This window comes from Amycolatopsis sp. NBC_01480 (assembly GCF_036227205.1).
GTDB lineage: Bacteria > Actinomycetota > Actinomycetes > Mycobacteriales > Pseudonocardiaceae > Amycolatopsis.
In genome coordinates, this window is record NZ_CP109442.1 from 744,274 (window position 1) to 769,732 (window position 25,459).

22 protein-coding genes, 2 tRNA genes and 1 pseudogene are annotated in these 25,459 nt (G+C 71.0%); 12 read left to right on the plus strand and 13 right to left on the minus strand.

Translation table 11 applies throughout. The features are described from left to right. Positions 1 to 14: 14 nt before the first annotated feature. From OG371_RS03565 to OG371_RS03575, 3 genes are all read right to left on the minus strand, one after another. Positions 15 to 1,247, minus strand: coding sequence for an aldehyde dehydrogenase family protein (locus OG371_RS03565; protein ID WP_329065494.1), 1,233 nt, complete (start codon positions 1,245 to 1,247; stop codon positions 15 to 17). Positions 1,248 to 1,933: 686 nt separating this feature from the next. Then, positions 1,934 to 2,629 carry a M50 family metallopeptidase gene (locus OG371_RS03570; RefSeq protein WP_329072902.1) on the minus strand — a complete coding sequence of 232 codons (696 nt, stop codon included), beginning with the start codon at positions 2,627 to 2,629 and terminating at the stop codon, positions 1,934 to 1,936. Positions 2,630 to 3,230: 601 nt separating this feature from the next. Further along, entirely contained in the window at positions 3,231 to 4,409 is a 1,179-nt protein-coding gene (locus OG371_RS03575; RefSeq protein ID WP_329065496.1) for a DNA-3-methyladenine glycosylase family protein, read from the minus strand. 175 nt (positions 4,410 to 4,584) lie between these two features. Here OG371_RS03575 and OG371_RS03580 point away from each other — a divergent pair, with 175 nt between their 5' ends. The 3 genes from OG371_RS03580 to OG371_RS03590 all read left to right on the plus strand — a co-directional run bounded on the left by OG371_RS03580 (position 4,585) and on the right by OG371_RS03590 (position 7,883). Then, positions 4,585 to 5,397, plus strand: a complete 813-nt coding sequence (locus tag OG371_RS03580) for a class I SAM-dependent methyltransferase (protein ID WP_329065498.1) — start codon at positions 4,585 to 4,587, stop codon at positions 5,395 to 5,397. A gap of 35 nt (positions 5,398 to 5,432) precedes the next feature. Continuing rightward, entirely contained in the window at positions 5,433 to 6,755 is a 1,323-nt protein-coding gene (locus tag OG371_RS03585) for a M20 family metallopeptidase (protein ID WP_329065500.1), read from the plus strand. Positions 6,756 to 6,872: 117 nt separating this feature from the next. Next, entirely contained in the window at positions 6,873 to 7,883 is a 1,011-nt protein-coding gene (locus tag OG371_RS03590; RefSeq protein WP_329065502.1) for a S1C family serine protease, read from the plus strand. A 130-nt stretch (positions 7,884 to 8,013) separates the two neighbouring features. On the opposite strand, the gene OG371_RS03595 is transcribed toward OG371_RS03590, so the two are convergent. Then, on the minus strand, positions 8,014 to 8,391 hold the full coding sequence (locus tag OG371_RS03595; RefSeq protein WP_329065504.1) for a DUF3224 domain-containing protein: 378 nt from the start codon (positions 8,389 to 8,391) through the stop codon (positions 8,014 to 8,016). A 77-nt stretch (positions 8,392 to 8,468) separates the two neighbouring features. Then, the gene (locus OG371_RS03600) at positions 8,469 to 10,007 is read right to left on the minus strand and encodes a helicase HerA-like domain-containing protein (RefSeq protein ID WP_329065506.1); all 1,539 of its coding nucleotides are present in this window, start codon (positions 10,005 to 10,007) and stop codon (positions 8,469 to 8,471) included. 118 nt (positions 10,008 to 10,125) lie between these two features. On the opposite strand from OG371_RS03600, the gene orn reads away from it, so the two are divergent. The 3 genes from orn (at position 10,126) to OG371_RS03615 (ending at position 11,316) form a co-directional block, all read left to right on the plus strand. Then, positions 10,126 to 10,740, plus strand: a complete 615-nt coding sequence (orn, locus tag OG371_RS03605; protein ID WP_329065509.1) for an oligoribonuclease — start codon at positions 10,126 to 10,128, stop codon at positions 10,738 to 10,740. Positions 10,741 to 10,814: 74 nt separating this feature from the next. Then, positions 10,815 to 10,887: transfer RNA gene (locus OG371_RS03610), tRNA-His, on the plus strand. Between the two features lie 356 nt (positions 10,888 to 11,243). Further along, positions 11,244 to 11,316: transfer RNA gene (locus OG371_RS03615), tRNA-Lys, on the plus strand. Positions 11,317 to 11,513: 197 nt separating this feature from the next. Here the strand turns inward: OG371_RS03615 and OG371_RS47330 are convergent. Beyond that, positions 11,514 to 12,548 (minus strand): annotated as a pseudogene (locus tag OG371_RS47330) (tyrosine-type recombinase/integrase); the annotation flags it as partial. Here OG371_RS47330 and OG371_RS03620 point away from each other — a divergent pair. Continuing rightward, a complete protein-coding gene (locus OG371_RS03620; RefSeq protein WP_329065511.1) occupies positions 12,442 to 12,663 on the plus strand; it encodes a hypothetical protein in 222 nt (73 codons plus the stop codon). The pseudogene OG371_RS47330 and the gene OG371_RS03620 sit on opposite strands and share 107 nt — an antisense overlap. A gap of 292 nt (positions 12,664 to 12,955) precedes the next feature. Here the strand turns inward: OG371_RS03620 and OG371_RS03625 are convergent, their stop codons facing one another. From OG371_RS03625 to OG371_RS03650, 6 genes are read right to left on the minus strand one after another with little or no spacing between them, the layout of a single operon-like run. Beyond that, the gene (locus OG371_RS03625) at positions 12,956 to 13,204 is read right to left on the minus strand and encodes a DNA-binding protein (protein ID WP_329065513.1); all 249 of its coding nucleotides are present in this window, start codon (positions 13,202 to 13,204) and stop codon (positions 12,956 to 12,958) included. Beyond that, on the minus strand, positions 13,201 to 14,103 hold the full coding sequence (locus OG371_RS03630) for a DNA-methyltransferase (RefSeq protein WP_329065514.1): 903 nt from the start codon (positions 14,101 to 14,103) through the stop codon (positions 13,201 to 13,203). Before OG371_RS03630 ends, OG371_RS03625 begins: the two co-directional genes overlap by 4 nt. Continuing rightward, positions 14,100 to 15,338: a DNA-methyltransferase gene (locus OG371_RS03635; RefSeq protein ID WP_329065516.1), complete on the minus strand. Its 1,239-nt coding sequence runs from the start codon at positions 15,336 to 15,338 to the stop codon at positions 14,100 to 14,102. Before OG371_RS03635 ends, OG371_RS03630 begins: the two co-directional genes overlap by 4 nt. Then, a complete protein-coding gene (locus OG371_RS03640) occupies positions 15,335 to 16,072 on the minus strand; it encodes a recombinase family protein (RefSeq protein ID WP_177231873.1) in 738 nt (245 codons plus the stop codon). The genes OG371_RS03635 and OG371_RS03640 overlap by 4 nt, the downstream gene beginning before the upstream one ends. A 50-nt stretch (positions 16,073 to 16,122) precedes the next feature. After that, positions 16,123 to 17,070: a DNA methyltransferase gene (locus tag OG371_RS03645; RefSeq protein WP_091629842.1), complete on the minus strand. Its 948-nt coding sequence runs from the start codon at positions 17,068 to 17,070 to the stop codon at positions 16,123 to 16,125. Continuing rightward, positions 17,063 to 18,058, minus strand: a complete 996-nt coding sequence (locus OG371_RS03650) for a hypothetical protein (RefSeq protein ID WP_329065523.1) — start codon at positions 18,056 to 18,058, stop codon at positions 17,063 to 17,065. The genes OG371_RS03645 and OG371_RS03650 overlap by 8 nt, the downstream gene beginning before the upstream one ends. A gap of 583 nt (positions 18,059 to 18,641) precedes the next feature. Here OG371_RS03650 and OG371_RS03655 point away from each other — a divergent pair. Both OG371_RS03655 and OG371_RS03660 read left to right on the plus strand, forming a co-directional pair. Beyond that, a complete protein-coding gene (locus OG371_RS03655; protein ID WP_177231874.1) occupies positions 18,642 to 19,664 on the plus strand; it encodes a hypothetical protein in 1,023 nt (340 codons plus the stop codon). 161 nt (positions 19,665 to 19,825) lie between these two features. Next, positions 19,826 to 20,167: a pilin gene (locus tag OG371_RS03660; protein ID WP_329065525.1), complete on the plus strand. Its 342-nt coding sequence runs from the start codon at positions 19,826 to 19,828 to the stop codon at positions 20,165 to 20,167. 345 nt (positions 20,168 to 20,512) lie between these two features. Here the strand turns inward: OG371_RS03660 and OG371_RS03665 are convergent, their stop codons facing one another. Then, a complete protein-coding gene (locus OG371_RS03665; RefSeq protein ID WP_177231875.1) occupies positions 20,513 to 20,686 on the minus strand; it encodes a hypothetical protein in 174 nt (57 codons plus the stop codon). Between the two features lie 103 nt (positions 20,687 to 20,789). On the opposite strand from OG371_RS03665, the gene OG371_RS03670 reads away from it, so the two are divergent. Genes OG371_RS03670 through OG371_RS03680 form a run of 3 tightly spaced genes read left to right on the plus strand, consistent with a single transcriptional unit; the run spans position 20,790 to position 25,410 of the window. Beyond that, entirely contained in the window at positions 20,790 to 22,352 is a 1,563-nt protein-coding gene (locus OG371_RS03670; RefSeq protein WP_329065527.1) for a hypothetical protein, read from the plus strand. Continuing rightward, positions 22,349 to 23,512 carry a PrgI family protein gene (locus tag OG371_RS03675; protein WP_091629846.1) on the plus strand — a complete coding sequence of 388 codons (1,164 nt, stop codon included), beginning with the start codon at positions 22,349 to 22,351 and terminating at the stop codon, positions 23,510 to 23,512. The genes OG371_RS03670 and OG371_RS03675 overlap by 4 nt, the downstream gene beginning before the upstream one ends. Then, a complete protein-coding gene (locus OG371_RS03680; protein ID WP_329065532.1) occupies positions 23,509 to 25,410 on the plus strand; it encodes a VirB4 family type IV secretion system protein in 1,902 nt (633 codons plus the stop codon). The genes OG371_RS03675 and OG371_RS03680 overlap by 4 nt, the downstream gene beginning before the upstream one ends. Positions 25,411 to 25,459 lie beyond the last annotated feature (49 nt).

Here is a 25,459-nt window from a genome sequence, read left to right on the forward strand (position 1 = left end):
GGTTCGGCCATCGCTCACACCGGCAGCACGGCGTACTGGCGAACGTGCAGGTCGGTGTAGGTCACCGGCCCGCGCGGCCCCGGCACCCGGTCCAGGTTGATGCCCGTCTCGGGGACCGCGAGCAGTTTGAAACCGTCGAGCAGCCGGGTCGGCGCGTTCCAGAACACGCCGGTGCCGGTGTAGCCGTCGAAGAACGCGTCGGCCGCGGCCGGGTCCTCAGTGGCGATACCCGCCGCGAGGCCGGACGTCTGCTCGTTCGCGACCTCCACGGCCTGCGCCAGCCCAGTCACCTTCTCGACCGTGACGGTCGCTTCCCGCTCGGAGTCCAGCGCCCACTCGTACCCGACGGCGTGCTCGTGCGGCGCCAGCGACGGCGTCACCCCGCGCTCGGCCAGCGCTTCCGCGATCGAAGGCCAGACCGCGTCGTGCGCGCCCTCGTGGATGAGCAGCAGGTTCAGCCGGTTGCAGACGCCGAGCCGGTCGAGGCTGGCGGACACGAGGTCGCGTACCTTGCCGGCGTCCGCGGCCGCGTCGACGTACAGCACTCCGCCGCCGTCCGCGTGGGCCAGCGTGCCCACGCCGTGCATCGCCGCTTCCCGGGCCAGCTCGCGCGTGCTGTCGCCGCTGCCGCGCAGGATCACGAGCGGCACCAGCCCGGGCAGGCGCACCAGCGCCGACGCGGCCTCCCGCTCGACCCGAGGCACCAGCTGCACCACGGCCGGGTCGATCCCGGCGTCGGCGAGCGACGGCGCGATCACGGTCTCCCGCAGCCGTTGCGCGGAGCCCAGCGCCGCCGAACCCGTGCGCAGCACCCCGGCGTTGCGCGATTTGACCAGCTGCGAAGCCACGTCGACGGTCACGTTCGGCCGCGCCTCGTAGTTCGCCCCGATCACGCCGACCGGCCGCCGCCGCTCCACCAGCCGCAGCCCGCCGTCCAAAGTGGACACGTCGATGGACCGGGCCTGGTGCGGCGCGCCGGACAGCAGCTCCAGCTGCTCGGCCATGCCGGTGAGCCGCTCGGGGGTGATGGTCAGCCGGTCCAGCAGACCGGCGCTCATCCCCTCCGCACGCGCCTTGGCGATGTCGGCGCCATTGGCCTCGAGGATCTCCTCGCGGTACGCGATCAGCCGCTCGCCCATCCGAGCCAGCGCCCCGTCCACCACCTCATTGGTCGCGGCAGCCAGCGACGGCGCAGCCCGCTTCGCCGCCCGCGCGCAGCCCTCGACGGCCTTCGTGACCTCGTCCAACGTTACGTCTCCCTCCGCGCGGTCCAGCAGACGTCCAGTCTGCCGCACCCGCCCACATCGGAAGACGACGGGCTCAGCCCTCGGGAAACGTCAGGCCGCGCACCACCCCGCGCCCGGCTGGGCACCAGCTCGCAACCCGCCCGCACTAGTCCGCGCCCAGCTGGGCACCAGCTCACGGCACGCCCACACCAGCCCGCGACCGGCCGCGTCAGCCGGCGCGCAACGATCCGGTCAGCTCGCGACCAGGCCCAGGCCAGTTCGCGACGGACCACGCGTCACCTCGCGCCTCAGATCGCAACGCGCCCAAGTCAGCTCGCAACGGGCCACCCGTCAGGTCGCAATGCGCCCGCTTCAGCTCGCAGCTCAGGCCGCGGTGCGCCCGGGTCAGCTCGCGTACCAGGTCGTGCCTCGGCTCACAGAGTGCCCGCGCCAGCTCGAGGCTCAGGCCGCAGAGTGCCCGCGTCACTCGCAACAGGCCACGCCTGAACTCGCAAGGTGTCTGGGCCACCTCGTGTATCAGGTCGCAACGAGCCTCGGTCAGCCCGCAACCGGGCCACGCCTGAGCACGCAGGGTGCCCGGGTCGGCTCGTAACGAGCCCGCCTCAGCTCGCGGTCGGCCGTGCCAGCCGGGTCGTGGCAGGCCGATCAGCTCGCAACAGGCCGTGCCGACTCGCGGCACGCCGACGTCAGTTCGCGACGGGCTCCAGCAGCCACAGCGCGCCCGCCAGCAGGCAGCTCACCGTGAGCACGGCGAACACCAGCACCCACAGCACCGCGGGCACGCCGGTGAGCCGGCCCAACTGGTCGGCGTCGGAGTCACGCGCCGCGCCACGCCGCCGCTTGACCTGCAGCTCCGCCACCGGCCGGACTCCGCCGAACAGCAGGAACCACGTCAGCAGGTACGCGAACGGAGCCTGCACCACCGGCGGCGCCACCAGCGCCACGAGCCCCAGCACCACAGCACTCGCGACCACGGAAAACACCCCGTAGGCATTGCGCACCATGATCAGCACGCCGAGCAGCAGCAGCGCGACCACCACGAGCACCGCCGTGATCAGGTCGGACCCCAACAGACTCGCGAACAGCAGGCCCAGCACCGACGGCGCCACGTAGCCGGCCATCGCGGTGAAGGCCATGCCCGGCCCCTCGGGCTTCCCGCGTGACACGGTGACGCCCGAGGTGTCCGAGTGCAGCTTGATCCCGCGCAACCGCCGTCCAACCAGCACCGCGGCCAGCCCGTGACCGGCCTCGTGCACGATGGTGATCACGTTGCGGGCCAGCCGCCACGGCGTCCCGCCGACCAGCACCACCAGCAACGCCACACCGCCGGTGATCAAGGTGATCGCGCCGGGTGTCTGTGCCTGGGTGAGCGCGTTGTCGATGGTGGTGTCCGTCCCGCTTCCGGCAGCGGCGGCCAGCCCGGACGCACCGGACAGCCCACCCGGCACCAGGCGGCCGAAGACGGACGAGGCATCGAAGGCGGTCGAAATCACGCCGCCACCTCACCACAGCCCGCATCTGGCCCCTGTTAGCGCCCGCTGTACCTCGGCCAGCTCGCTCAGCTATGGGCGCGTCATCCCATCGCGGCTCCTTCCTCGTTTTCACGGTGTCGTTCGGTCTCAACGGTCGGTTTGCTTCACGCCGGAGGCGGGAACGCGGGCGGGGAAGGCCCTCTTGCATACGAAGCGTGCGGCACGACCGCGCCCCGCGGGCTCGACGGAGCACGGTGGCGCTCGGTCTTCCCGGTCGGGCCGCCCCGCGCCATCGCACGCGAGGTAGACAGCCTCGGCGCCACCGCACGCGAGGGACGACCGCCGAGAGGTGCGGGCGGCCGCGGCCGTCGATCGGTGCGGAGATGGCGGAGACGGTCGGGCCGGGCGCCGACGGTGCGGAGCGAGCGAGCGCCCAGAGGTGCGGGCGGCTTCCCCGGCGAGGCCCAGGGCAGGGCGGCAGCACCGCCGAGGGGCCGAGGGCGACCGGGTGTCAGGCGGCCATCACCTCCTCCATGATCGGGACCGCGTCGCGGTCGACGCGGAGGAGGAGGGCGGCCCAGCTGCGGTAGGGGCGCCAGGCGCCGGCCAGGAGTTCCAGGTCCGCAGGGCCGACGGAGTCCAGCAGGCCGTACTCCTCGCGCATCGCGTGGTGGAGGCGGGCATCGGCGCGCGGGAAGAAGTCCGAGTGGCCGGCGCCCCGGGCCAGGATCTGCTCGGCGGAGAACTGGCCGATTCCGGGGATCTCACGCAGCCGCTCGAGGGCGTCTGCCACCCGCATCTCGCGGAGTTCGGCGGGGTCGAGCCGGCCCTCCGCGGCCGCTTTGGCGACGGCGCGCAGCCGGGCGGTGCGGAAGTCGGCCAGGCCCGGTTCGAAGGGCAGGTCCGCGAGCACACCCGGCGCCGGGAAGGACAGCACCCGGTAACCGCCGACGTCGACGACCTTCCCGTATCGCTCAGCCAGCCGCCGCCGGAACCGCATCGCCTGGCTGAAGCGCATGCCTTGCGCGAGCACGGACCAGCAGCCCGCCTCGTACGGCGAAGAGAACAGCACCGGCCGCAGCCCCGCTCGCCGCGCCTGCAACCCGGCCAGCACCGGGTCGCGGAAGCCGAGGCCGGTGAAGCCGGACCCGTCGACGTCCAGGGACAGCATGCGGCCGACCTGGGCCAGGACCCGGCCCGCCGCTTCCACCGGCGCGCTCACCTCGACCTCGACGGTGCCGAAGGCGCCGGGAACCGCCGAACTCGCGGTGGACGGTGGGCGGCCGGACCGATCCGAGTCAGCCGGGCCGGTGGCGAAGGGGCTCGCGGCGACCGAAGCCGGATCGTGGGAACTCCGGCCGTACGGGCCGATGTCGGGCGAGGGCCGCAGCGGGGACACTGCGCCGAAAGCGTCGGAAGAACCGGCGAAAGCGGGGCCGGGCGAGCCGGTGGTGAAGACATCGGTGCCGGGCTCGCCGGGCGGTCTCTGCCGGATCGTGGCGCCGACATGGCGCCAATCGCCGTCGGAGGGGAAGGCCAGCCGCAGCACGCCGGGCTCCGAGGCGGCGTCCGGGCGGCCCGCCGGGCCGAAGCCGGCCAGGAAGCGGGTGGCGGCGGACAGGTCGAACGGGCCCCGCACGGCGATCTCGCCGGTGGGCAGCTCGGTGCGGGCCAGGATCGGTGTGGTCATCGCGGGTCCCTCCTCTGCGGGCTCCGGGGTTGGAGGCCGTGGTGGGGAGATTAGGAATGGGGGCTGACAATCCGGGGCCTCGAACTCCTGATCGGGGATATCTTCACTCGATCGTGGAGGGCGGATAGTGGGCATACTGCCGGTATCCGAACCCGCCGCGCCCCCAGGAGCCCCCGTGCCGACCAGCCGTCCGACCGACCGGGACCGATCCGCGGACCGGAAAGCCACGCCACCGGCCAGCCAGGACCGGCTCGCCGGCCTGCTCACCAGCCCCGTGAACGCGACCGCCGAAGGCTTCCTCGACGGCCTGGGCGACGTCCCCCAGGCCGGGCCGACGACCGGGATCGCCCAGCGCCTGATGCGCACGACGCTGCTCCCCCAGGTCTACGAGCACTACTGGCGCCCCACCCTCGGAAGGCTGTTCAAGGGCCCGTTCGGCCCGAGCATGGACGGTGAGGTCCGGCTGGCGACCGAACTGCTGGCGCTGCGCCCGGGCCAGGTCGTGCTCGACGTCGCGTGCGGCACCGGCCGGTTCACCCGCGCGTTCGGCGAGGCGGTCGGCGACGAAGGCCTCGCCATCGGCCTGGACGGTGCGCGCAGCATGCTCGCCCGCGCCGCCGCGGAGCGGAATCCGTCCAGTGTCGCCTACCTCCGCGCGGACGCCGTCCGGCCACCGCTCGAGGAGTCCACTGTGGATGCCATCTGCTGCTTCGCCGCGCTGCACCTGTTCGCCGAGCCCGAACGCGCGCTGGACTCTTTCGCTCGAATCCTGCGTCCCGGCGGCAGAATCGTGTTGCTCACCAGCGCACGCCCCGGCTGGCAGCCCGCAAGGCTGGCCGGCTCGGCGGGCGGGATCCTCAGCGGGCAGCGGATGTTCGACCGCGGCGAGATCGCCGCGAGCCTGCGCGCCCGCGGCTTCATCGCGCTCAGCGAGCGGTATTCGGGGCTGATCCAGATCGTCGCCGGGAAGCGGCCCGAGCCGAGCTGATCCACTTTGTCGGTGCCCCGGGTTAGCATCGCCGCATGACCCACTCCGCGCCCGTCCCACCCGACGACAGCCACCTGCGCGCCTTGCTCGAAGCCACGGCCGAAGCGGTCGAGGCCGCCGAACCGCTCGGCTCCGACCACACCGGAGCCGGCGCGGAAGTCCGGGCTGCCGTGGGCCAGGAAGTCCAGGCACGCGCGGAAGAACTCGTCGCACTGAGCCAAGACCTGCACGCCCATCCCGAAGAAGGCTTCGCCGAGCACCGCTCCGTCGGCGCGCTGGCCGATCTGCTGCGCGCGCACGACCATGAGGTGACGGTCGGGCTCGGCGGCCTCGACACGGCGTTGCGCGCGAGCACCGCGGACAACGGCGGCCCGCACATCGCGGTGCTGTCGGAGTACGACGCGCTGCCCGGGCTCGGCCACGCGTGCGGGCACAACGTCATCTGCACCGCGGGCGCCGGCGGATTCCTCGGCGCCGCCGCGGTGGCCGAACAGCTCGGCGGGCGCGTGTCCCTGATCGGCACGCCGGCCGAGGAAGGCGGCGGTGGCAAGGAGACGCTCGCCAGGGCCGGGGTGTTCGACGACGTCGACGCGGTGATCATGCTGCATCCGTTCAGCCACGACATCGCACTGCACCCCTTCCTGGGCCGGCGCCAGCTGGAGATGGTCTTCCACGGCGTCGGGGCCCACGCGTCCGCGCAGCCGTTCATGGGGCGCAACGCACTCGACGCCGCCGTGGCCGCGTACCAAGGTGTGTCGGCATTGAGGCAACAGCTGCCGTCGACCGATCGCGTGCACGGCGTCTTCACCGACGGCGGAGCGCGTCCGAACGTGATCCCGGAACGGGCGGCGCTGCTGTTCTACCTCCGTTCCGCGGATCCGGAGACCCTGCGCGACCTGGCCAAGCGGATGACCGCGATCGCGCACGGCGCCGCGGAGATGACCGGCTGCGGCGTCGAGCTGAGCTGGGACGCGCAGCCGGCGTACCTGCCCATCCGGTTCAACACCACGCTCGCCGGGCGCTGGTCGGCCAACCAGCTCGGCACCGGCCGCAAGCCGCTGCCGCCGGGCATCGTGCCGGAGTTCCTCACCGGCTCGACCGACCTGGGGAACCTGTCCTTCCGGATGCCGTCGCTGCACCCGATGATCGCCGTCTCCGGGGCCACGGTCGCCTTGCACACCAAGGAGTTTGCCGAAGCGGCCGGGTCGGCGTCCGGCGACAAGGCCGTGGTCGACGGGGCGCTCGGGCTCGCGCTCACCGCCGCCGACTATCTGGCCGACGAGGCACTGCGCAAGGCGGTACACGACGAGTTCGAGGCCTCCGGAGGTGCACTCGACGTCCCGTCGTTCTTCGGCTGACCGGGCGGGAATCCGGTGAACGCTGAGGAACGCCTGAGGATTCTCAGCTGATTCTTCTCAGCAAAGCCCCGGGTATTTCCACAGGATTCTCACAAGCATGAGCGCGAACCTGGGTACATGACCGAGAACGAGAGTCGGCCCGGCCCCGCCTCCACCGGTGGGCACCAGCCGCACCAGAGTGTCCACCCCCAGTACGGTCCGTACCCCCAGTACGGCTACCAGCAGCAGGCCGCGCCGAATCCGCTCTTCACGCCGCAGCCGCAGCCGGTCATCCCGCAGCCGCGGCGGAACAGCCGCAGGCTCGCGGCCGTGGTCAGCGGGACCGCGCTGGCCGCCGCCCTGATCGGCGGCGGCGCGGGTGCCGCGATCGTCGGGCTCACCGGGACGTCGGCCGCCTCCTCGACCAGTTCGTCGGCGGTCACCGGCCAGACGGTCAGCAACACGACCTCGAACGGCGACGTCAGCGCGGTCGCGGCGAAGGTCGTGCCGAGCGTGGTGCAGGTCAACGTGACCACCGCGCAGGGCGAGGCGATCGGCTCCGGCGTCATCCTCAGCTCCGACGGCCGGATCCTCACCAACGCCCACGTCGTCGACGGCGCCCAGAGCGTCACGATCACCACCTCGGACGGCAAGAAGTACCAGGCCAGCGTGATCGGCGCCGACACCAAGGGCGACATCGCCGTGGTGCAGGCGAAGAACGCCAGCGGGCTGACCGCCGCCACCCTCGGCGACTCGAGCAAGCTCGTCGTCGGCCAGTCGGTCGTCGCCATCGGCTCGCCGGGCGGGCTGCAGAACACCGTGACCACGGGCATCGTCAGCGCGCTGAACCGGCCGCTGTCGGACGTCGGCCAGCAGCAGCAACAGCAGCAGTCGCCGTTCGGCCAGCAGACCTCGAACGAGTCGTCGAACAGCGGCCCGAGCTACACCGCGATCCAGACCGACGCCTCGATCAACCAGGGCAACTCCGGCGGCGCGCTGGTGAACGCCCAGGGCGAAGTGATCGGCATCAACTCCGCGCTCTACAGCCCGTCGGCGTCGGCGAACGGCTCCGCGGGCAGCGTCGGGATCGGCTTCGCCATCCCGATCAACGACGCCAAGACGATCGTGAACCAGATCGTCAACGGCTGACCAGGTCGTGGACGGACCGCGGTCGGGGCGGCCCGTCCTCTTCCTCGCTCACTGTCGGGGCAGGCGAGGAACCCGGTGAAGGCCGCTCTCCCAGGGAATCGGGGCCCGGGGAGAGCGGCCTTCACGCTGTTCACAGGTCGTAGGACAGGGTGAACGTGTGGTGGCCCGCCTCGTCCTGAGTGATCGCGGCGGTGCCGGAAAGCCCGGCCAGCTCACCCGATCCCGAGCCGTCGAGGACGACCAGCGACAGCCCTTCGTCGCCCGCGGCGTGCCGGAGCACGAAGGTCCCCTTGCGGCCGTCCACCGAAACCGAGAGCCGTTCGAAGGCGACGTACGCGCGTGAAGTCGCGTTCGTCGCGGTCAGCATCTCGACGGTGCTGCTGCCCTCGACCGAGCCGGTGAACGTCTTGGCGATCGCCACCCGCGCGAACTCGGTGCCACCCGCCTCGTCCTGGGCCTGCGGGTCCCACTTGTCCAGCTCGAACGTGGCGACGGCGATGCAGGTCATGACGCTGGTTCTCCTCTTCCCGGGTGCCTGACTCGCCTCAGCCTGCTGGGCCTACCTGCCATCTCCTGTCAGGTTTTTCAGCGCCTCCTGTTGCCGAAGAGCCCCCGCGTGACCTCACGGCCCAGCGCGTTCGCGGCGGACCGCATGAACGACTTCACCGCCGGGTTGCTCATCGCCTGGGAGATGATGCTGGGCTCTTCCTTCTCCGGCTTGGGCGCCGGAGCGGGGGCATCCGGCGCGGCGGGCGCCTCGGCGGGTGGGGCGGCAACCTTCGCGGCCAGCTTCTCGTACGCCGACTCACGATCGATCGTCTCGCTGTACTTGGCGTGCAGATCGGAAGCGGCCACCGCGGCGGCGACGGCGTCCGCGCCGGCCGAGCCCATCTTCGACCGCGGCGCGCGCAGCCGCGTCCAAGCGACCGGCGTCGGCGCACCCCGCTCGGACAGCACGGTGACGATCGCCTCGCCGATGCCCAGCGACGTCAGCGCCGACTCGAGGTCGTAATGCGGCGTCTTCGGGTACGTCTTGACCGTGCGGGTGAGCGCCTTCTGGTCGTCGGGCGTGAACGCGCGCAACGCGTGCTGCACCCGCGCGCCCAGCTGCGACAGCACGGCGTTCGGGATGTCGGTGGGCAGCTGCGTGCAGAAGAACACGCCGACGCCCTTGGACCGGATGAGCTTCACGGTCTGCTCGATGCGCTCCAGGAACGCTTTCGACGCGTCCGCGAAGAGCAGGTGCGCCTCGTCGAAGAAGAAGACGAGCTTCGGCTTGTCGAGGTCGCCCTCCTCCGGCAACTCCTCGAACAGCTCGGCCAGCAGCCACATCAGGAAGGTCGAGAACAGCGCGGGCTTGGCCTGCAGATTGTCCAGCTCCAGCAGCGTGACGACGCCCTTGCCGTCGGACTGCCGCATCAGGTCGTGCACGTCCAGCTCGGGCTCGCCGAAGAAGTCCTCGCCGCCCTGGGCCTCCAGATTGGACAGCGCGCGCAGGATGACCCCGGCCGTCGCGGCCGAGACGCCGCCGATGCCCTTGAGGTCGGCCTTGCCCTCGTCGCTGGTCAGGTGGGTGATCACCGCACGCAGGTCCTTGGTGTCGAGCAGCGCGAGGCCCCGCTGGTCGGCCCAGTGGAAGATCAGGCCGAGCGTCGACTCCTGGGTTTCGTTCAGCCCCAGCACTTTCGACAGCAGCACCGGGCCGAAGCTGGTGATCGTCGCGCGGATCGGCGAGCCCTTGCCGCCCGTGCCGAGCGAGAGGAACTGCACGGGGCTCGCGGCCGGCGCCCAGTCGTCGCCCAGTTCCTGAGCACGTTTCGTCAGCTTGTCAGACGGCTCGCCCGCCGCGGCCAGCCCCGAAAGGTCGCCCTTGACGTCGGCCAGCACCACCGGCACGCCCGCCGCCGACAGCTGCTCCGAGATCAGCTGCAGCGTCTTCGTCTTGCCCGTGCCGGTCGCGCCCGCGACCAGGCCGTGCCGGTTCAGCGTCGCCAGCGGCAGCCGCACCGCCGCCGACGAGTCCGCCGTCCCGTCGATCACGACGGCGCCCAGCTCGACCGCGCCACCCTCGCTGACATAGCCGCCGGCGATCTCCGCCGCGGGCCCCGACCCCTGCTCGGCCACTGGCCGCACCCCGTTTCCGAGTCCGAAATCACACCGTTTCACCTGGCCGCCCGAGCGTAACGCGCCGAATGCGCAGGTAACCCCGCTGACATCCCCGTGTCGGGTTAGGGTTGTCCAGGTGACCGACCACCTAGTCTGGATCGACTGCGAGATGACGGGGCTCGACCTCGGCAAGGACGCGTTGATCGAAATAGCCGCGCTGGTAACCGACTCGGACCTCAACGTCCTCGGCGACGGCGACGGCGTCGACATCGTCATCCACGCCGACGACGCCAAGCTCGACGGCATGCCCCAGGTCGTCCACGACATGCACGCCAAATCCGGGCTCACCGAAGAGGTCCGCGCGTCCGCCGTCACCCTCGCCGAGGCCGAGCAGCGGGTGCTCGACTACATCCGCGAGTTCGTCCCGGACCCCGGCACCGCCCCGCTGGCCGGCAACTCCATCGCCACCGACCGCGGCTTCATCTCCCGCGACATGCCGGCCCTCGACAGCCACCTGCACTACCGCATGGTCGACGTGTCCTCGATCAAGGAACTCGTCCGCCGCTGGTACCCGCGGATCTACTACGCCAAGCCGGAAAAGGGCCTCGCCCACCGCGCGCTCGCCGACATCAAGGAGTCCATCGGCGAACTCGACTACTACCGCAGCGCCGCCTTCGTCCCCCAGCCCGGCCCGACCAGCGACCAGGCCAAGGCCGCCGCCGCCGAAGTGCAGGAACGCCACCGGGGGTAACCCCCTGAAAAGCGTTCGCGCGGGCACGCTAGGATTGCTCGCAGCAAGGTGACCACAAGGTTCCCTCGCAGATGGTGGGCGTAGCTCAGCTGGTAGAGCACCTGGTTGTGGTCCAGGAGGTCGCGGGTTCGAAACCCGTCGCTCACCCTATCACCCCAGCTTGGTCGGACTCTGGTGAGTCCTTCACGGGCTGGGGTTTTGCCATTTCTTGTGGGGGTCGGCCCCCCCCACACCCCCGCCGGGGGCTTGCCCCCGGACCCCCTTAGGCGTGGGGGCGTGGCGTTGTCGGGTTGGCTGCCGCGGTGAGCGTGATCACGTTGGCGACCGGAGCTCCTGGGCCGTCTTTGGGTGGTCGTTTCGGGGGTGGATGTCCGGATGAGACGGGGTCCGACCAGGGTCTGGGCGGGTGCACTCGGTTAACAGGACCCCCTTGAAACACGGCCTGAACACCCTGCTAATCTTTTCCACGTCGCCGAGGGAGACCAAAGCGGCGGGCAACACAAGCGCCATTAGCTCAATTGGCAGAGCAGCTGGCTCTTAACCAGCGGGTTCGGGGTTCGAGTCCCTGATGGCGCACCCTCACCCCCCAGGTCACTTAAAATGGTGACCTGGGGTTTTGTGTTTTCTGGAAGCAGATCTTCCGCTTTCTGACTGTCCACTGTGGTCGGTAACGTGCCCGAGACGAGCCCGAGCCGTCGCGTTGCCGTCCGCGGGATGATCTTGGCCGTCGCCTCAGCTGCGGCGAGAGCGACTTCGGGAAGCACCGTGGTGTAGGTGTCTGCGGTCACCGTGATCGAGGAATGCCGGAGCATGTTCTGCACCGTCTTCATGTCCGCACCAGCCGCGAGCGCCAACGTCGCCGCACCATGGCGAAGGTCATGCAACCGGATCGGCGGCAACCCAGCCAGACGCGCCAGCTCCTGGAACCTCGCGGTGACATCCGCCGGATGCAACGGACTGCCATCAGGCTGAGTGAACAACAGGCCGCTCTCGACCCAATCCGAGCCAAGCCGGCCGCGGGCCGTGTCCTGGTCCGCCAGATGCTGACGCAGGACGAGCACCGTGTCGCGATCCAACGCGACCAAGCCTTCGGACGAGGTGGTCTTCGGCGAGGCCTGCCCGGTTTCCCACCCGTACTGCACGATCTGATTCGCCACCTCGAGCGTCGCTGCGTCGAGGTAGGTGTCGGAGCGGCGCTGTCCGCACGCCTCCCCGCGCCGCAGCCCGACATGAGCAATTAGATGGAACAACGGATACAGCAGGTCGTTGACCGCATAGTCGAGGAACCGGCCAGTCTGTGCCGGAGTCCACACCATCACCGGCGACGGGATCTCACCCGTCAGCCGCCACCGCGCTACCCGTTCTTCGGTCCATACCTTCGGTATCGGCCGGTTCGCCGGTGGCAACTCCACTAACGACGCCACATTCACCGTCAGCAGGCCTTCCTTGACCGCAGGGCTCAGGATCGCTCGTAAGGTTTCCCGGATCCGGCGGATCGACGTCGGACCGACCGGGCGCTGCCACTTCACCGCCGCAACCTTGCGTGGGTCGCCGCTGGCGCGGCATTCGGCGATCACATCGTTGTGCTCCACGATCGCGTCGAACATGCCGTCCAGATGCGCCACGGACAGCTTGTCCCGCCGGATGTGTGCGAGGTGCGGCCGCAGGTAGAGCCGCACGTGTGACTCGTAGGAGCGGTAGGTGTTCCGGCTGCGCGTCGCCTTCTTCTTCGCGAGGAACGCGGTGAACACCCCGTCCATCAACGGATGCTCCAGCACGGCGGCACCAGCCCGCACCAGCCGACGCATACCGTCGACCTCCGGCAGCTTCTGCCGAGCCGAGATCGCCGCCGCGATCACATCCGCGATCTTGCGCAGCATGTCCTCGTCATCACCGGCCAGGGCAAGCAATTTCCCGACGTGATCCAGACCTTCCTGCGCCTTCTTCGCCGTCTCGAAGCCGCTACGCCGCCGCGGACGCCGATTCCCTGCACGGTCCTTGGGCAGCTCGACCCGGTAGCACCACTGCCCATGCCGGCTCTGCTCCAGCCGCGGGCACGCCGACCCCAGTTCGCGGCCGTTGCTGTCCCTGCAGGAACAGCGCTTGTACACCGATCCCTCCGCCATCCTTACTCACCATCTCTCGGTCGAATCAGCGGGTTGCCGCGATACTCGCGCTGCAGACCACCCTTGGGGAAGCCCGAGTCACAACAGATTCACCCGATGGACGGATCGAGACCGAGCACCCGAATAAGCCCCACGACCGGGACCCGGTACTCACCGCCCACCCGCAACACCGGACACGGGAAATCATCCGCACGCGCCAGCATGTACGCAGTCGTCCGGCCGATCCGCAACGCCCGCGCCGCCGTCATCAGATCCACCACCGCAGGCAACGCCGCCAGCTCAGCCACCGTCATCACCGCCGACGCATCGCCCTCCGGCACAGCCCCCTCAATTCTCATGACACCTCCGCAAGCCGGCGATACGCGAGGTCGTGGCAGGCCGGGTCCAGATCGACACCGACGAACGAACAGCCGTGCTCCAGTGCGGCCAGGCCCGTGGTTCCACTGCCACAGAACGGATCCAGCACCACGCCACCACGCGGGCACCCCAGCCGGACACAACGCCGGGCGACCTCCAACGTTCCCGCCGCCGGATGCCCCACCCCCGCACGCCCCGCCGGCACCCGCCACACATCCGCCGCAACCTCAGCACGCGGCCAGAGCCACGGCGACTCCGACCTGGTCAGCAGGAACACCATCTCGTAACGCTGAGCAAGCCGATCCCGCACGCTCTCCGGGCGCGCGTTCGGTTTCTCCCACACCACCGCGTTCCGCAGCACCCAGCCCCTCTCCTGCAACGAGAACGCCACCCGCCACGGCACACCGACCAGATCCTTACTTCGGTGAGCCGATTGCGGTGGCCGGTGCGCCCCATAGCTGGACGCGGACCGTGCCCGGGCGGTCCGCGCCATCGACCCGGTGGCCACATAATTTCCCCACGACCCGCCGAAGCTGTCACCGAGATTCAGCCACACCGTCCCGCCAGGAGACAGAACCCGGTGTACCTCGTCGAAAAGACCCGTCAGCCGCGCGACGTAACGACCCACAGTGGACTCGGCCCCGTGCTGACCCTCGATCCCGTAGTCGCGCAACCCCCAATACGGAGGCGACGTCACCACGCAGTCCACCGATCCCGCCGGCATCCCCGCGACCACCTCCGCGGCATCCCCCACGCACAGCGTGACCGCCTTCGCCGTCAGCCCCATGTGCTCGGGCAGCTCCCCGCTCTCAGTTCCCGGATCAGAGATGGAAGGGGCGGCATCCTCGCGCCGGCGGCAGGGTGCGATGAAGGTTCTCATGCGGCCTTCACCGTGCCGTCCGGGGCGAGGCCGAGACGTCCGAGGCCGACGTCGTGGAACTGCGGGTTGAGGTCGATCCCGATGTAGGAGCGGTCGAGCTGACGTGCGGCCATTCCGGTGCTGGCGGCGCCGCTGAACGGGTCGAGCACGACCCCGCCCTCCGGGCAACCGGCGGCGACGCACCGCAGCGGGAGATCGATCGGGAAGGCCGCGAAATGCGCTTCCCGCAGGGGGCGGGTCGTGATGGACCAGACGTCGCCAGGGTTCTTGCCACGCTGGGGCACTGCGGTGTGCTGCGCCCCGGTCGGGCGCACCTCGTCGCGGTGCCCTACCTCCGCGAAGGGGCTGGCATCGCGGTGCTTGCCGTACGCCCCGTGTCCGCGGTGCCGTGCAGTCACGTCGATCCCGGTAACGCGGTCTTTGTTCGAGCCGCCGATGAGCTTGCCCTCCCTGCGCGATGCAGAACGGGCAGGTGGTTCGCGGACCGGATCGAGGTCGAAGAAGTACTTCTGCTGTTTGACGAGCAGGAACAACATCTCGTACCGGTTGGACAGCCGGTCCCGGACAGATTCGGGCATGGCGTTGGGTTTGTGCCACACGATCGCGTTCCGCAGGATCCAGCCGTCGGTCTGCAGCGCGAACGCGACCCGCCACGGTATGCCGAGGAGGTTCTTGCGGGGCACGCTCTGGGTACGGCGGACGCCGGCGCTGCGGACGGAGTCCCGCAGCGGTGCCGCCGCGGTACGGCCGGACAGGGTGCTGGCCCGCATCGCGTCACCCCGGGTGGGGCCGGGCGGGTCGGCGGAGTAGGAATCGCCGAGGTTCAGCCACACCGTTCCGGTGTCGGCCAGCACGCGGTGCAGCTGCGCAAAGACACCTCGGAGCCGATCGACGTAGTCCTGCGGGGACGGCTCCAGGCCGTGCTGTTCGTCTTCGCGCCGGGCGCCGCACCGGCGGCAGTGCTGAGGCGCGGCACCGCGCTGCGCGGCCGACGCCGGATACGCCACGCGGGGGTGTTTCGGCTGGGGCAGGTTGCTGCCGCGGCCGGCCGCCGGGTGCGTGCAGCCGGGGTCGCCGCCGGCCCAGGTGCCGGTTCCGTAGTCGCGCAGTCCCCAGTACGGCGGACTGGTGACCACGCAGTCCACCGAGCGGTCGGGCAGGCCGGCCAGGGTGGTGGTGGCGTCGCCGGTGTAAAGCGTGACCGCGTCGTCGCGGTAGTGAACATGCTGATTCACGCCGCCTCCTGGTGGTCGCTGTCGAACGCAGTGGTGCCGGTGTCCGGGCACGCCGGCGCTTCGCGGGACCGGTGGGTGTGGACCGCCCAGAACGCGGCCGGCAAGATCAGCGCCGGGTGGCTGCGCTGCCGGGACCAGGTCCAGCACTCCGGTGGCTGGGCAGCTCCGCGCACGGTGCGGTCACGGGTGACGTAGCCGAGGTAGGCGGGGTTGGTCAGGACGGTCCGCACGATCGCCCAGCTCCATGCCCGCGGCCAGCCGGAAACGGGGTCGACAGGCAGGGGGTGCTGCTGTTCGGTCAGCCGCCGGGCGATGGCGCGGTCGCTGAGGTTGCCGTGCAGGGACCAGGTGAAGATCAGCGGCACGACCGGTGCCCGCAGCTCGTCGATGACCAGCCGAGGCCGCCGGTCCCCGGCCCGGTGGCGTTGCAGGGTGTAGCCGTAGGGCGCGGGCCCGTGCCACCAGCCTTCGCGAGTCCTCTGCCGGAGCGCTCCGCGCGATCGCCGGGCCAGCTCGCGCTGGTACGCGCGAATCCCGCGATCCGCGATTTCCCGCCTCCCGCCGTCGTTGTCGTACGGGGCGGTCAATCGCTCGGCCAGGTATTCGCGCAGCCGCTGCCGCCGGCTCCGGAATTCCGAGTCCGGCGCGCGGTCCTGCGCGCCGGGATACAGCACGGGATCGCCCCGGCGTGGCACCCGATGCGGACGGTGCCCCCGCTCAGTCGTGGTGTTCATGACGGCCCCTTCGGTGCGGCCCCGTGGGGTTCGGAAACAGCGGTGCCGGCTCATGCCGCAGCCCCCACGGTGGTCTCCGGCCGAGCCCCATCCGGACGTGATCCGCGCACGCGCCGCTGCCGTCGTCGCGGTGCGGGCGGCAGCGGGAGAGACAGCGCCGGCGCCGGTTCGGCGGCGTCGGGGTCGGCCCTGAACACCAGCACAGTGTGGTGGGCAGGCAGGGCGACCGGGTGCCCGAGTGCGCGTTCCGCCCGGGCGGCGGCGCGGCGCTGGGCGAGGGTGGCGCGGGTGAAGGCCCGGCCCCGCCGCACCGTGGCGGTGAGCGCCAGGCAACGGGCGACCGGTGCCAGCCCCGCCGTGCTGCCGAGGAGGGCGATCTGGCCGGGGACGTCGAGCAGATCGTGCCGGACGGGATGGCGCAATGGAGGGCAGGTGATGACCACGTGCCCGCCGGGCCGCACCAACGACCGGTACTGCATCAGCAACTGGTTCAGCCGGTCCAGCGCACCGGTGAGATCGCCGTACGGGCCGGTGGGCCGAAGGGTGGTCAGCAGGAGATCGACGCGCCCGGTCAGCCCCGCCGTTGCCGCGGCGGCCGCGGTACCGGGGCGGCGGTCGAGAACGAGGACCATGCCGTCCACGAACACCCCGCGGGCCTTCGTCGCGGTCACGTTGGCGCGGGCCAGGCGCCACCACCGGCGCTGCCCGGTCAGCCCGATCGCGTGCCGCCCGCAGCGCAGCGCTTCAACGACGGTCGTGCCCGCTCCGCAGTCCGGATCGAGCACCACGCCCCCGGGCCGGGTCAACGCCGCGATCGCGTAGCGGGCGACCGCCGGAGCCATCAGCGCGGGGTCGGTGCCGGTGGCGTCGTGGTAGCCGTCGTCGTCCAGCTGGGCCGCCACGCTGGCTCTGCCCGTGGGCCAGACCGACGTCAGCACCGGCCCCTCGGGACGCTCCCCTATCGGCCGGGAGAACCACTCGTCGGCGTACTCAGACATCCGAAGTTTCCTTCCCGTCGGTGGCGCCGTCCTCCGGTGTGGTGACCGGCAGCCGTCCGAACAGAACGACGTCGTGGTGCACCCGGCGAACCGGCGGCGGACCGGCGACGCCGGCGCGCGGCGATCGGCCGCGTGCAAGCGTCGCGGCTCCGGTCTGCTCGCCGACCGCGGAGCTGGCCACCCGGTCCGGTGCCGGCGCGGTGAGCACGGCGATGTGGTCGAGACACCGCAGCCCGTAACTACCCAGCGTTTCCACCATGACCGAGTATGGGTCGAGCAGCCGGCCGCCGTGCGAATCACTGTGCGTGACTGTCGCGGCGAGGCCGTGCGGGGTGAGCAGCGCGCCCCAGTCGGTGCACGCGAGCCAGTCGGTGGCGTGGGGGTCGAGCGCGGTGATGATCAGATCGAACCCGCCGTCCGGTCGGGTTCCGGCCGGGTCCCGCGGGGAGACGGAGTCGGGGTTCGGACCGGCCGACGGGCGCAGGCCGAGTCGGCTGAGTCGGGGTCGCGACCCCGACTCGGCTCCGGCGCGCCAGACCGACCTGATGTCGCCGTCGGGGTAGTCCGGACCGGGTGCTGCGGTCGCGGTGTCGACCCCGCGGCCGAGTCGGGCGACGGTCCAGACCGCTTCGGCGAGTCCGGCGTACGGGTCGCCCTCGTGCGTGCGGCAGGGGGCTCGCGAAGGAGGGCGCGGGGGCAGCGGTGGGGTGAGGAGAAGGACGCGGTCGCCGGGGCGGGTGTAGGTGGTGACGAGCGTGAGGATCGTGCGGCCGAGCCAGCCGGCGAGCAGCGCGGTGCCGGGCAGTACCTCGGCGTCGCCGAAAGGCCACAGCGTGGTCGGGCGGGCGGTCCGGATACCTCCGAGGGTGGTGGTACGGGAGCGCGTGCGGAGTCGGTCGCGGCCGGCGTGCGCCGCGGGAGTCGCGGCGCGGCGACGCAGGCGGCGGCGGGGGCGGTGTCCGGGTTCGGGGTGCGGTGTCGAGGTCATCGGTGGCCTTCCTCGCGGGTGGTCGGCGTGGTCTGCCAGGTCACCCCAAGAGGCCGGTTTCGGGCCGGATTTTCGACACCAAGAACGCAACTTTTTTCGGGACCACTCCGACGTGCCCGGCCCTCACCCTCGTGAGCGCACGTCAGCTACATGGGATATTCGCGCCCGAGCAGCACGGAAACCCGATTGTGGCGGCATCCACATTCACCAGATTGCCCGCACCCTTGACGTCGAAGCCGATGAGCGGGGCAATTTCACGGGTACCCGACGCCCGCCACCCGCAGGATGTGCGAGCCTCGAATCTCCACCTCAGGCGGTGGCCGGGCTACTAAGACTCGCCTAAAAGACCAGGCCAGACACTACTAAAGGTCGCGCGGGCGCACGCCGCCCACACCTGGCTCGGGAGTAGTCTGGATCGTTTCACCCGGGGCGGGTTTAGTAGCTTTAATAGCTCCCGAAAGCTGGTCCTTGTTCTTTTCTTGTTCTTTTCTTGTTCTTTTCTTGTTCTTTTCTTGTTCTTTTCTTGTCGTCGTTCTGGCGTCCTGACGGGGCTGATTCCGACACCTCGAACAGGAGCAGGACCATGACGAACGACGACGCTGTTTCCGCGTCTATCCGGGGCGAGCACGAGGGTCACGAGTGGCTGCCGTTGGACACTGCGCGCGATGCCTTCGGCTGGCTGGTCACCGGGCCGGAGCCGATGGCGGTGCAGGGGTCCCGGTTCCCGGGGTTGCCGCGGCGGCCGGTGCCGCTGGACGAGTTGCGGGACCGGGTGATGAGTAAGCAGTGCCCGCCGCGGACGCGCGATGACGTGTGGGCTCATCTGGTGCTGCAGTCCCGGGCCCGCGGGGGCGCGTGGACGGTGGCGTGTGTCGGGATGGCGCTGCCGTCGCTGGCCTCGAGCGCGCGGTGGCTGGCCGCCCGGTACCGGGGCGAGCGGGCGGATGTGCACGCGGCCGTGCTCGCCGGGTTCGTCCAGGCGCTGGCGACGGTGGATCTGTCCGATCCCGGCATCGTCGTGCGCCTGCACTACGCGGCTCGGCGGGCCGGGCAGGCGGCGTTGGAGGAGTCGCTCGACGCGCCGTTGCCGGCCGGGACGGGCTATCGCTCCGCGGCGCCGCGTCCGCCGTATGGCCACCCGGACTTGGTGCTCGCGCGGGCGGTCGGGGACCGGATTCTCACCCCGGCCGAAGCCGAGCTGGTCTCGGCCACCCGGCTCGGTGAGACGTCGATGACCGACTGGGCGCAGCGCCACGGCACGGTCCTCAAGACCGCGTTCAAGGCGCGCGATCGGGCCGAGGACCGACTCGTCGCCTGGCTGCGGGAGCAGGTGAGCGACACCGACTCCGAGGACCCGGTCGCCGACGCCGCACTGACCGCCCTGCACCCCGGCACCCCCGACGCGCCGGTCAGCGAAGAACCGCGTTCGTCACGTGCTGTGAGTGGCCGTCCGCGGAACGGTAAACCCGCTGGTCAGAAGAAATCTTCACGCTTGGTGTCGAAAAACGACCCGAAATCCGGCCTCTTGGGGCGCGGGGAGACCCCCTCTGGCTCTCCGCGTACCGCCGAGCACGAGCCGACTTCGGAGGTGCGCCGATGCGCCTGACCCATCGCCCCCTAACCCAGCACACCCACTCACCTCTGTCCCCGTCCACGCCGGTCCCAGCGGGTCTGACCAGGCGACAGCCACGGGCGCGAGCTGCTGCCCGTCGCCGGTCAACCCTCCACCGCAGCCGGCATGGTCATCAGATCTTTCCTGCGTCGTCCGTGCGCAACACGGTCCTGCGGTTGATCGCCGCGGAGATCGTGGCTGCGGTCATGCTCAGCCTCCTGGCCGCCGATCCGGCGCAGGCCTCCACTCAGGTCCTCGCGATCGCGACCAGCATCGAGCAGGTCTTCAGCAACGTCCGCAATTGGCTCTTCGGCATCCTGACCGGGCTGGCGACGGCGATCCTGACTTTCGGCGGGGTCCGGTACCTGCTGGCCAACGGCGACCCCGCCGAAGTCGAGAAGGCCAAGGGCGCGTTCAAGTCGGCCGGATGGGGCTACGGGCTGGCTGTCCTGGCGCCACTCGTGGTCGAGATCCTGCGCGGGATTGTCGGGGCCTGAGGTCATGGCCGAGACCCGACGTCCCCGTGAGCCCGCACCCGATCGCGGCGCCCCCGGCACCGGCGTGCGCTCCGTTCCACCGGCACGCCGCAAGCGGGGCCTGCTCGCCCCCACCACCCCCGAACGCGCCGGCCGCGGTTCCCGGCGGCGATGGCTGCGGCTGCTGGCACTCGGTCTGATCGTGGTACTCGCCGGTCTGCTGGCGATCAACGCATGGGCGGCGCCCGAACCTCCCGCACGGCCCGGCGCGCAGGAGGCTGCGCTCGCGCCGTCCGCGCCGCCGCTGCCTCTTCCCGCCGATCCGCCGGCGAACGCGTGCGCCCCGGATTCGGTGGACCCGGCGTGTCACTTGCCGACCGGGTCGCCGCGGCCGTCGGTGCCGGCAAGCCCGCTGCCGCCGGTCACCGCACTGCCACCGCCGGCGAGTTGCTTCCCCGGCCAGATCGGCTGCACACCCAGCGGCGCGAGCAGCGCGCCGAGTGCGAGCCCGGGGCCGCCGTGTGCCGGTGAAGACTGCATCCCGCAACCCGATCCCGCCCCGCCGTCCGCCGGGCCGGGGCAACCGGGTCCGAGCCTGCCCGGGGGCGACACGGACTGCGGGATCACCAACATCAGCGGCTGCATGACCGCGGCGATCAACGCCGTGTTCCGCGAACTGGTCACCTCGGCGCTCGACCCGCTCCTGAAGCTGCTCGGCGAGACCGCGTTCTCCACACCCACGCTGGATTCGCTGCCCGGCGTGACGAACCTGTGGAACCACTCGTGGCTGATCGTCTTGGCCTGCTACAGCGGGCTGATCATGGTCGGCGGAATCATCGTGATGGCGCACGAGTCGGTCCAGAGCCGCTACTCGATCAAGGAGATCGCGCCCCGGCTCATCGTGTCGTTCGTCGCCTCGATGCTGTCGCTGTTCCTCATCGACAAGGCGATCCGGCTCGCCAACGCCCTGTCCGCCGCCGTCCTCGACGGCGGCATCGACCCGCCGAAACTCGGCGACACCCTCGCCGGGGCAATCAACGGCGCCTACTCCGCCGCCGCCTCGGGCGGGTTGTTCCTGATCCTGATGCAAGGGGTTCTGGTCATCGCCGTGGTCGCGCTGCTGCTGATCTACGTGGTGCGGATGATCCTCACGCTGATCCTGATCGTCTCCGCGCCCTTGTGGGTCGCCTGCCACGGACTCCCGCACACCGACGGCATCGCCCGCTGGGGCTGGCGGGCACTCGGCGCGACCCTCGGCATCCAGATCGCGCAATCACTCACCCTGATCGTCGCGATCAACACCTTCCTCAACGGCAGCGTGCACCTGTTCAACTCGCTCGGCGGCGGCCTGATGATGCTCTTCGCCGCGCTCGGGCTGCTCTACATCCTGTTCAAGATCCCGTTCTGGTTCCTCTCCGCCACCAAGCTCGGCACCGGCCGCTCCTTCCTCGGCGGCCTGATCAAAACCTTCATCGCCGCGAAGACCTTCGGCGCCATCGCCGGCCGCGGCAGCCGATTCGCCACCTCCCGCACCCCCGCCATGCCCACACCCACCCGGAATCCCGGGATGGGCAGCCGGACCGGCGCCGGTGATCCTCCCTGGCCTCCGCCACCCCGGATGGCCCCGAACCCGGACGCGGTGAACAAGCGCATGCGCGAGCAGTACAACGCCGAGCGGCTACGCGCCGCCGGGCAGCCACGCCGGCCCTCGCAGGAACCGCGGTTCCTGCAACCCGGCCCGCAAACACCGACCCACGACCCCGCCCTGAAACTCGGCGGGCGGCAGGCCCTGCCCGAGTTCAGTTCCCCGGCCCGGCCCGCCACACCGATCCCGCCGCCGACGGCCAGGCACCGCGGGAAGCCCGCCACGACGCCGCGGTTCCAGGCACCCGGTGCGCCGGCCCGCGCGGGCAGCTCGACGCCTCCGGCGCGGCCGGTCGCGGTGGCGGCGGTCCCGCCGCACCTTCGGTTCCAGCCGGCCACCCCGGAGCCCGGGCACATGTCCCGGCCGGTCACTCCCGCAGCGCCGTCGCCTGCTGCCCCGGTGTTCCGGCCCGCGCGTCCCGAACCGCGTCTCGGCGACGCCCGGCCCCGCACCCCGTCCGTGCCGCCGCTCGCGTTCCGCGCCCCGGCCCCACCGCCGACACCGGCGCCCACGTCGAAACCGGCGCCGAAGTCTCCGTCCCGTGGAGGTACACCGTCATGACCCAGCAGCCCGTGCGCATCCCGTCCGATGTCGACCGCGAGGACCGCATCCTCGCCAACCTGACCGCACGGCAGCTGACGATCCTCGCCATCACCGGGATCGTCCTCTACGGCGCGTGGACCCTGACCCGCGAGGTCGTGCCACTGCCGGTGTTCCTCATCCTCGCGGTCCCGATCGGGACCGCGGCAGCGGTGCTGGTGCTCGGCCGGCGCGACGGCATGAGCCTGGACCGGCTCCTGCTCGCCGCGATCCGCCAGCGACTGCAACCACGGCATCAAGTGGCCGCACCCGAAGGAGTCCGGACCGCCCCGGACTGGCTGACCAGCCACATCACCACCAGCGATCCCACCGGCACAGCGGACGGCTGGCAGGTGTCCCCGGCGGCGCTGCGGTTGCCCGCCGAAGGCGTCACCGACGCCGGTGTCATCGACCTCGGGACCGACGGCGTGGCCATGGTCGCGGTGGCCTCGACGGTGAACTTCGCGCTCCGCACCCCGGGCGAGCAGGAAGCGCTGGTCGCGTCCTTCGGCCGGTATCTGCACTCGATCTCCGCGCCGGTGCAGATCCTCATCCGGGCCGAACGCCTCGACCTGAGCCGGCAGATCCGCGACCTGCACCAGGCTGCCCCTGGGCTGCCGCACCCCCGGCTCGAAGCCGCGGCCCGCGAGCACGCCACCTATCTCGATCAGCTGCGGCGCTCCACGGATCTGCTGCGCCGCCAGGTGCTGATCGTGCTGCGGGAACCGGTCCGCCCCGCCGGCCCGACGGACGGCCTCGGTGGCGCGTCCCCGCTCGCCGTGCTCCGCGCCCGCCGCGGCCGGACCCGGGCCGGCCAGGTCACCGACGCCGCGCGGCGTTCGGCGGAAACCCGGCTCGTGCGGCGGCTGGGGGAAGCGGTCGAGCTGCTGGCCCCGGCCGGGATCACCGTCACCCCGCTGGATGCCGGGCAGGCCACCGCCGTGCTCGCCACCGCCTGCAACCCAGACAGCCTGATCCCGCCGACCGCAGGCCTAGCGGGCGCGGATGAGGTGATCACCACCGCCGCCGATCCCGACGATGAACCCCCAGCCCCGCACCGGACGACAGCCGACCAGCGCGAACCCGGCAGCACGGCCCCGGCGATGGCGGCGCTCGACGAGTGGGAAGGCGGTGACCTATGAGCAGGAAGCTCGGCCGCGCCCGGCGCCGCGCGGGATCCGCGCCCGCGGGCAGGGCCGGCGCGTTCACGCCGGACTCGCTGTCGGTCGCGCCCCGGCATCTGGAGATCGGCGGCGAATGGGTCTCCTCCTTCGCGGTCACCGGCTATCCCCGTGACGTGCACGCCGGGTGGCTGCAGCCGCTGCTGTCCTACCCCGGCCGCGTCGACGTGTCCCTGCACGTCGAGCCGATCGACCCGGTCACCGCCGCGAACCGGCTCAAGCGCCAGCTCTCCAAGCTCGAGTCCGGCCGCCGGCACACCAGCGAGAAGGGGCGGCTGCTCGATCCGATGGTCGAGGCCGCCACCGAGGACGCCTACGACCTGTCCGCCCGCGTCGCCCGCGGCGAAGGCAAGCTCTACCGGCTCGGCCTCTACCTGACCGTCCACGCCACCAGCGAGGATGACCTCGCCGAGCAGGTCGCCGCTGTACGGGCGTTGGCGGCGTCGCTGCTGATGAACGCCCAGCCCACCACCTACCGGTCCTTGCAGGGCTGGGTGTCGACGCTGCCGCTGGCGCTGGACCTCATCGGGATGCGCCGTACCTTCGACACCGCCGCGCTGGCCGCCGCGTTTCCCTTCACCAGCCCGGATCTCCCGCCGGCCGACCCGACCAGCGTCGCCGCGCCGGACGGAGTCCTCTACGGGTTCAACGTCGGCAGCCAGGGCCTGGTCCACTGGGACCGGTTCGCCGCCGACAACTACAACGCGGTCATCCTCGGGCGGTCCGGGGCGGGCAAGTCCTACCTGGTGAAGCTGGAAACCCTGCGCAGCCTCTACCGCCAAGTCGAGGTCGCGATCATCGACCCCGAAGACGAATACCGGCGGCTCTGCGAGGCCATCGGCGGCACCTACATCCACCTCGGCAACCCCGAGGTCCGGATCAACCCGTTCGACCTGCCGATCGCGGTCCGCCCGGACGGCCGCCGCACCGCACCCAAGGACGCACTGACCCGCCGGGCCCTGTTCCTGCACACCGTCATCGGGGTCCTGCTCGGCGCTGAACTGTCCGCGCCACAACGGGCTGTGCTCGACCAGGCGATCCTCGTGACGTACCGGCAGGCCGGGATCACCAGCGACCCCCGCACCTGGAGCCGGCACGCGCCGCTGCTGGCCGACCTCACCGCGGTCCTGGCCGGTGCCGGTGACCCGGTCGCGGTGGATCTCAGTGCCCGGTTGCACCCGTTCATCGAGGGCGCGTTCTCCACGATGTTCTCCGGGCCGACCACGACCAGGCCGGAGGGCCATCTGACCGTGTTCAGCCTGCGCGACCTGCCCGACGAACTCCGTCCGATCGGGACACTGCTCGTGCTGGACACGGTGTGGCGGCGGGTGTCCAACCCGGCCATCCGGCGCCCGCGGCTGATCACGGTCGACGAAGCGTGGCTGCTCATGCACGACCCCGCCGGCGCGCGGTTCCTCCACCGCATGGCCAAAGCCGCCCGCAAACACTGGGCCGGCTTGACGATCGCGACCCAAGACGTCGGCGACGTCCTCGCCACCGAACTCGGGAAAGCGATCATCTCCAACGCCGCCACCCAGATCCTCCTGCGCCAAGCGCCACAAGCGATCGAGGAGATCGTGGCGACCTTCAACCTGTCCGAAGGCGAGAAGCAGTTCCTGATCTCCGCGGACAAGGGACAAGGTCTCCTGAGCACCGGCACCCAGCGGGTCGCGTTTCAAGCTTTGGCTTCACCGCAGGAAGATGCCTTGATCACCACAGATCCGGCCGAGCTGGCTCAGTACGCAGATCTCGAAGGTAGCACGGACGACAGCGGATTCGTCGACCTCGGCATCGAGGACGCCGGGCCAGGTCTTGATGCGGACGCGGACGATCACGTCGACCTCGACCGTGCCGCCTAGCGCAACTGTGGATTGCCTCAGCCACAACCGTTTCTGCTCTCTCTTTGTT

Coding starts and splice junctions, on each gene's coding strand:
- OG371_RS03595 (WP_329065504.1), bottom strand. CDS start 8,391: ATGACCTGCATCGCCGTCGCCACGTTCGAGCTGGACAAGTGGGACCCG.
- OG371_RS03645 (WP_091629842.1), bottom strand. CDS start 17,070: ATGTCTGAGTACGCCGACGAGTGGTTCTCCCGGCCGATAGGGGAGCGT.
- OG371_RS03665 (WP_177231875.1), bottom strand. CDS start 20,686: ATGCAGTCTTCACCGGCACACGGCGGCCCCGGGCTCGCACTCGGCGCG.
- OG371_RS03675 (WP_091629846.1), top strand. CDS start 22,349: ATGACCCAGCAGCCCGTGCGCATCCCGTCCGATGTCGACCGCGAGGAC.
- OG371_RS03625 (WP_329065513.1), bottom strand. CDS start 13,204: ATGAGAATTGAGGGGGCTGTGCCGGAGGGCGATGCGTCGGCGGTGATG.
- OG371_RS03585 (WP_329065500.1), top strand. CDS start 5,433: ATGACCCACTCCGCGCCCGTCCCACCCGACGACAGCCACCTGCGCGCC.
- OG371_RS03640 (WP_177231873.1), bottom strand. CDS start 16,072: ATGAACACCACGACTGAGCGGGGGCACCGTCCGCATCGGGTGCCACGC.
- OG371_RS03630 (WP_329065514.1), bottom strand. CDS start 14,103: ATGAGAACCTTCATCGCACCCTGCCGCCGGCGCGAGGATGCCGCCCCT.
- OG371_RS03655 (WP_177231874.1), top strand. CDS start 18,642: ATGACGAACGACGACGCTGTTTCCGCGTCTATCCGGGGCGAGCACGAG.
- OG371_RS03670 (WP_329065527.1), top strand. CDS start 20,790: ATGACCGCGGCGATCAACGCCGTGTTCCGCGAACTGGTCACCTCGGCG.
- OG371_RS03575 (WP_329065496.1), bottom strand. CDS start 4,409: ATGACCACACCGATCCTGGCCCGCACCGAGCTGCCCACCGGCGAGATC.
- OG371_RS03590 (WP_329065502.1), top strand. CDS start 6,873: ATGACCGAGAACGAGAGTCGGCCCGGCCCCGCCTCCACCGGTGGGCAC.
- OG371_RS03680 (WP_329065532.1), top strand. CDS start 23,509: ATGAGCAGGAAGCTCGGCCGCGCCCGGCGCCGCGCGGGATCCGCGCCC.
- OG371_RS03650 (WP_329065523.1), bottom strand. CDS start 18,058: ATGACCTCGACACCGCACCCCGAACCCGGACACCGCCCCCGCCGCCGC.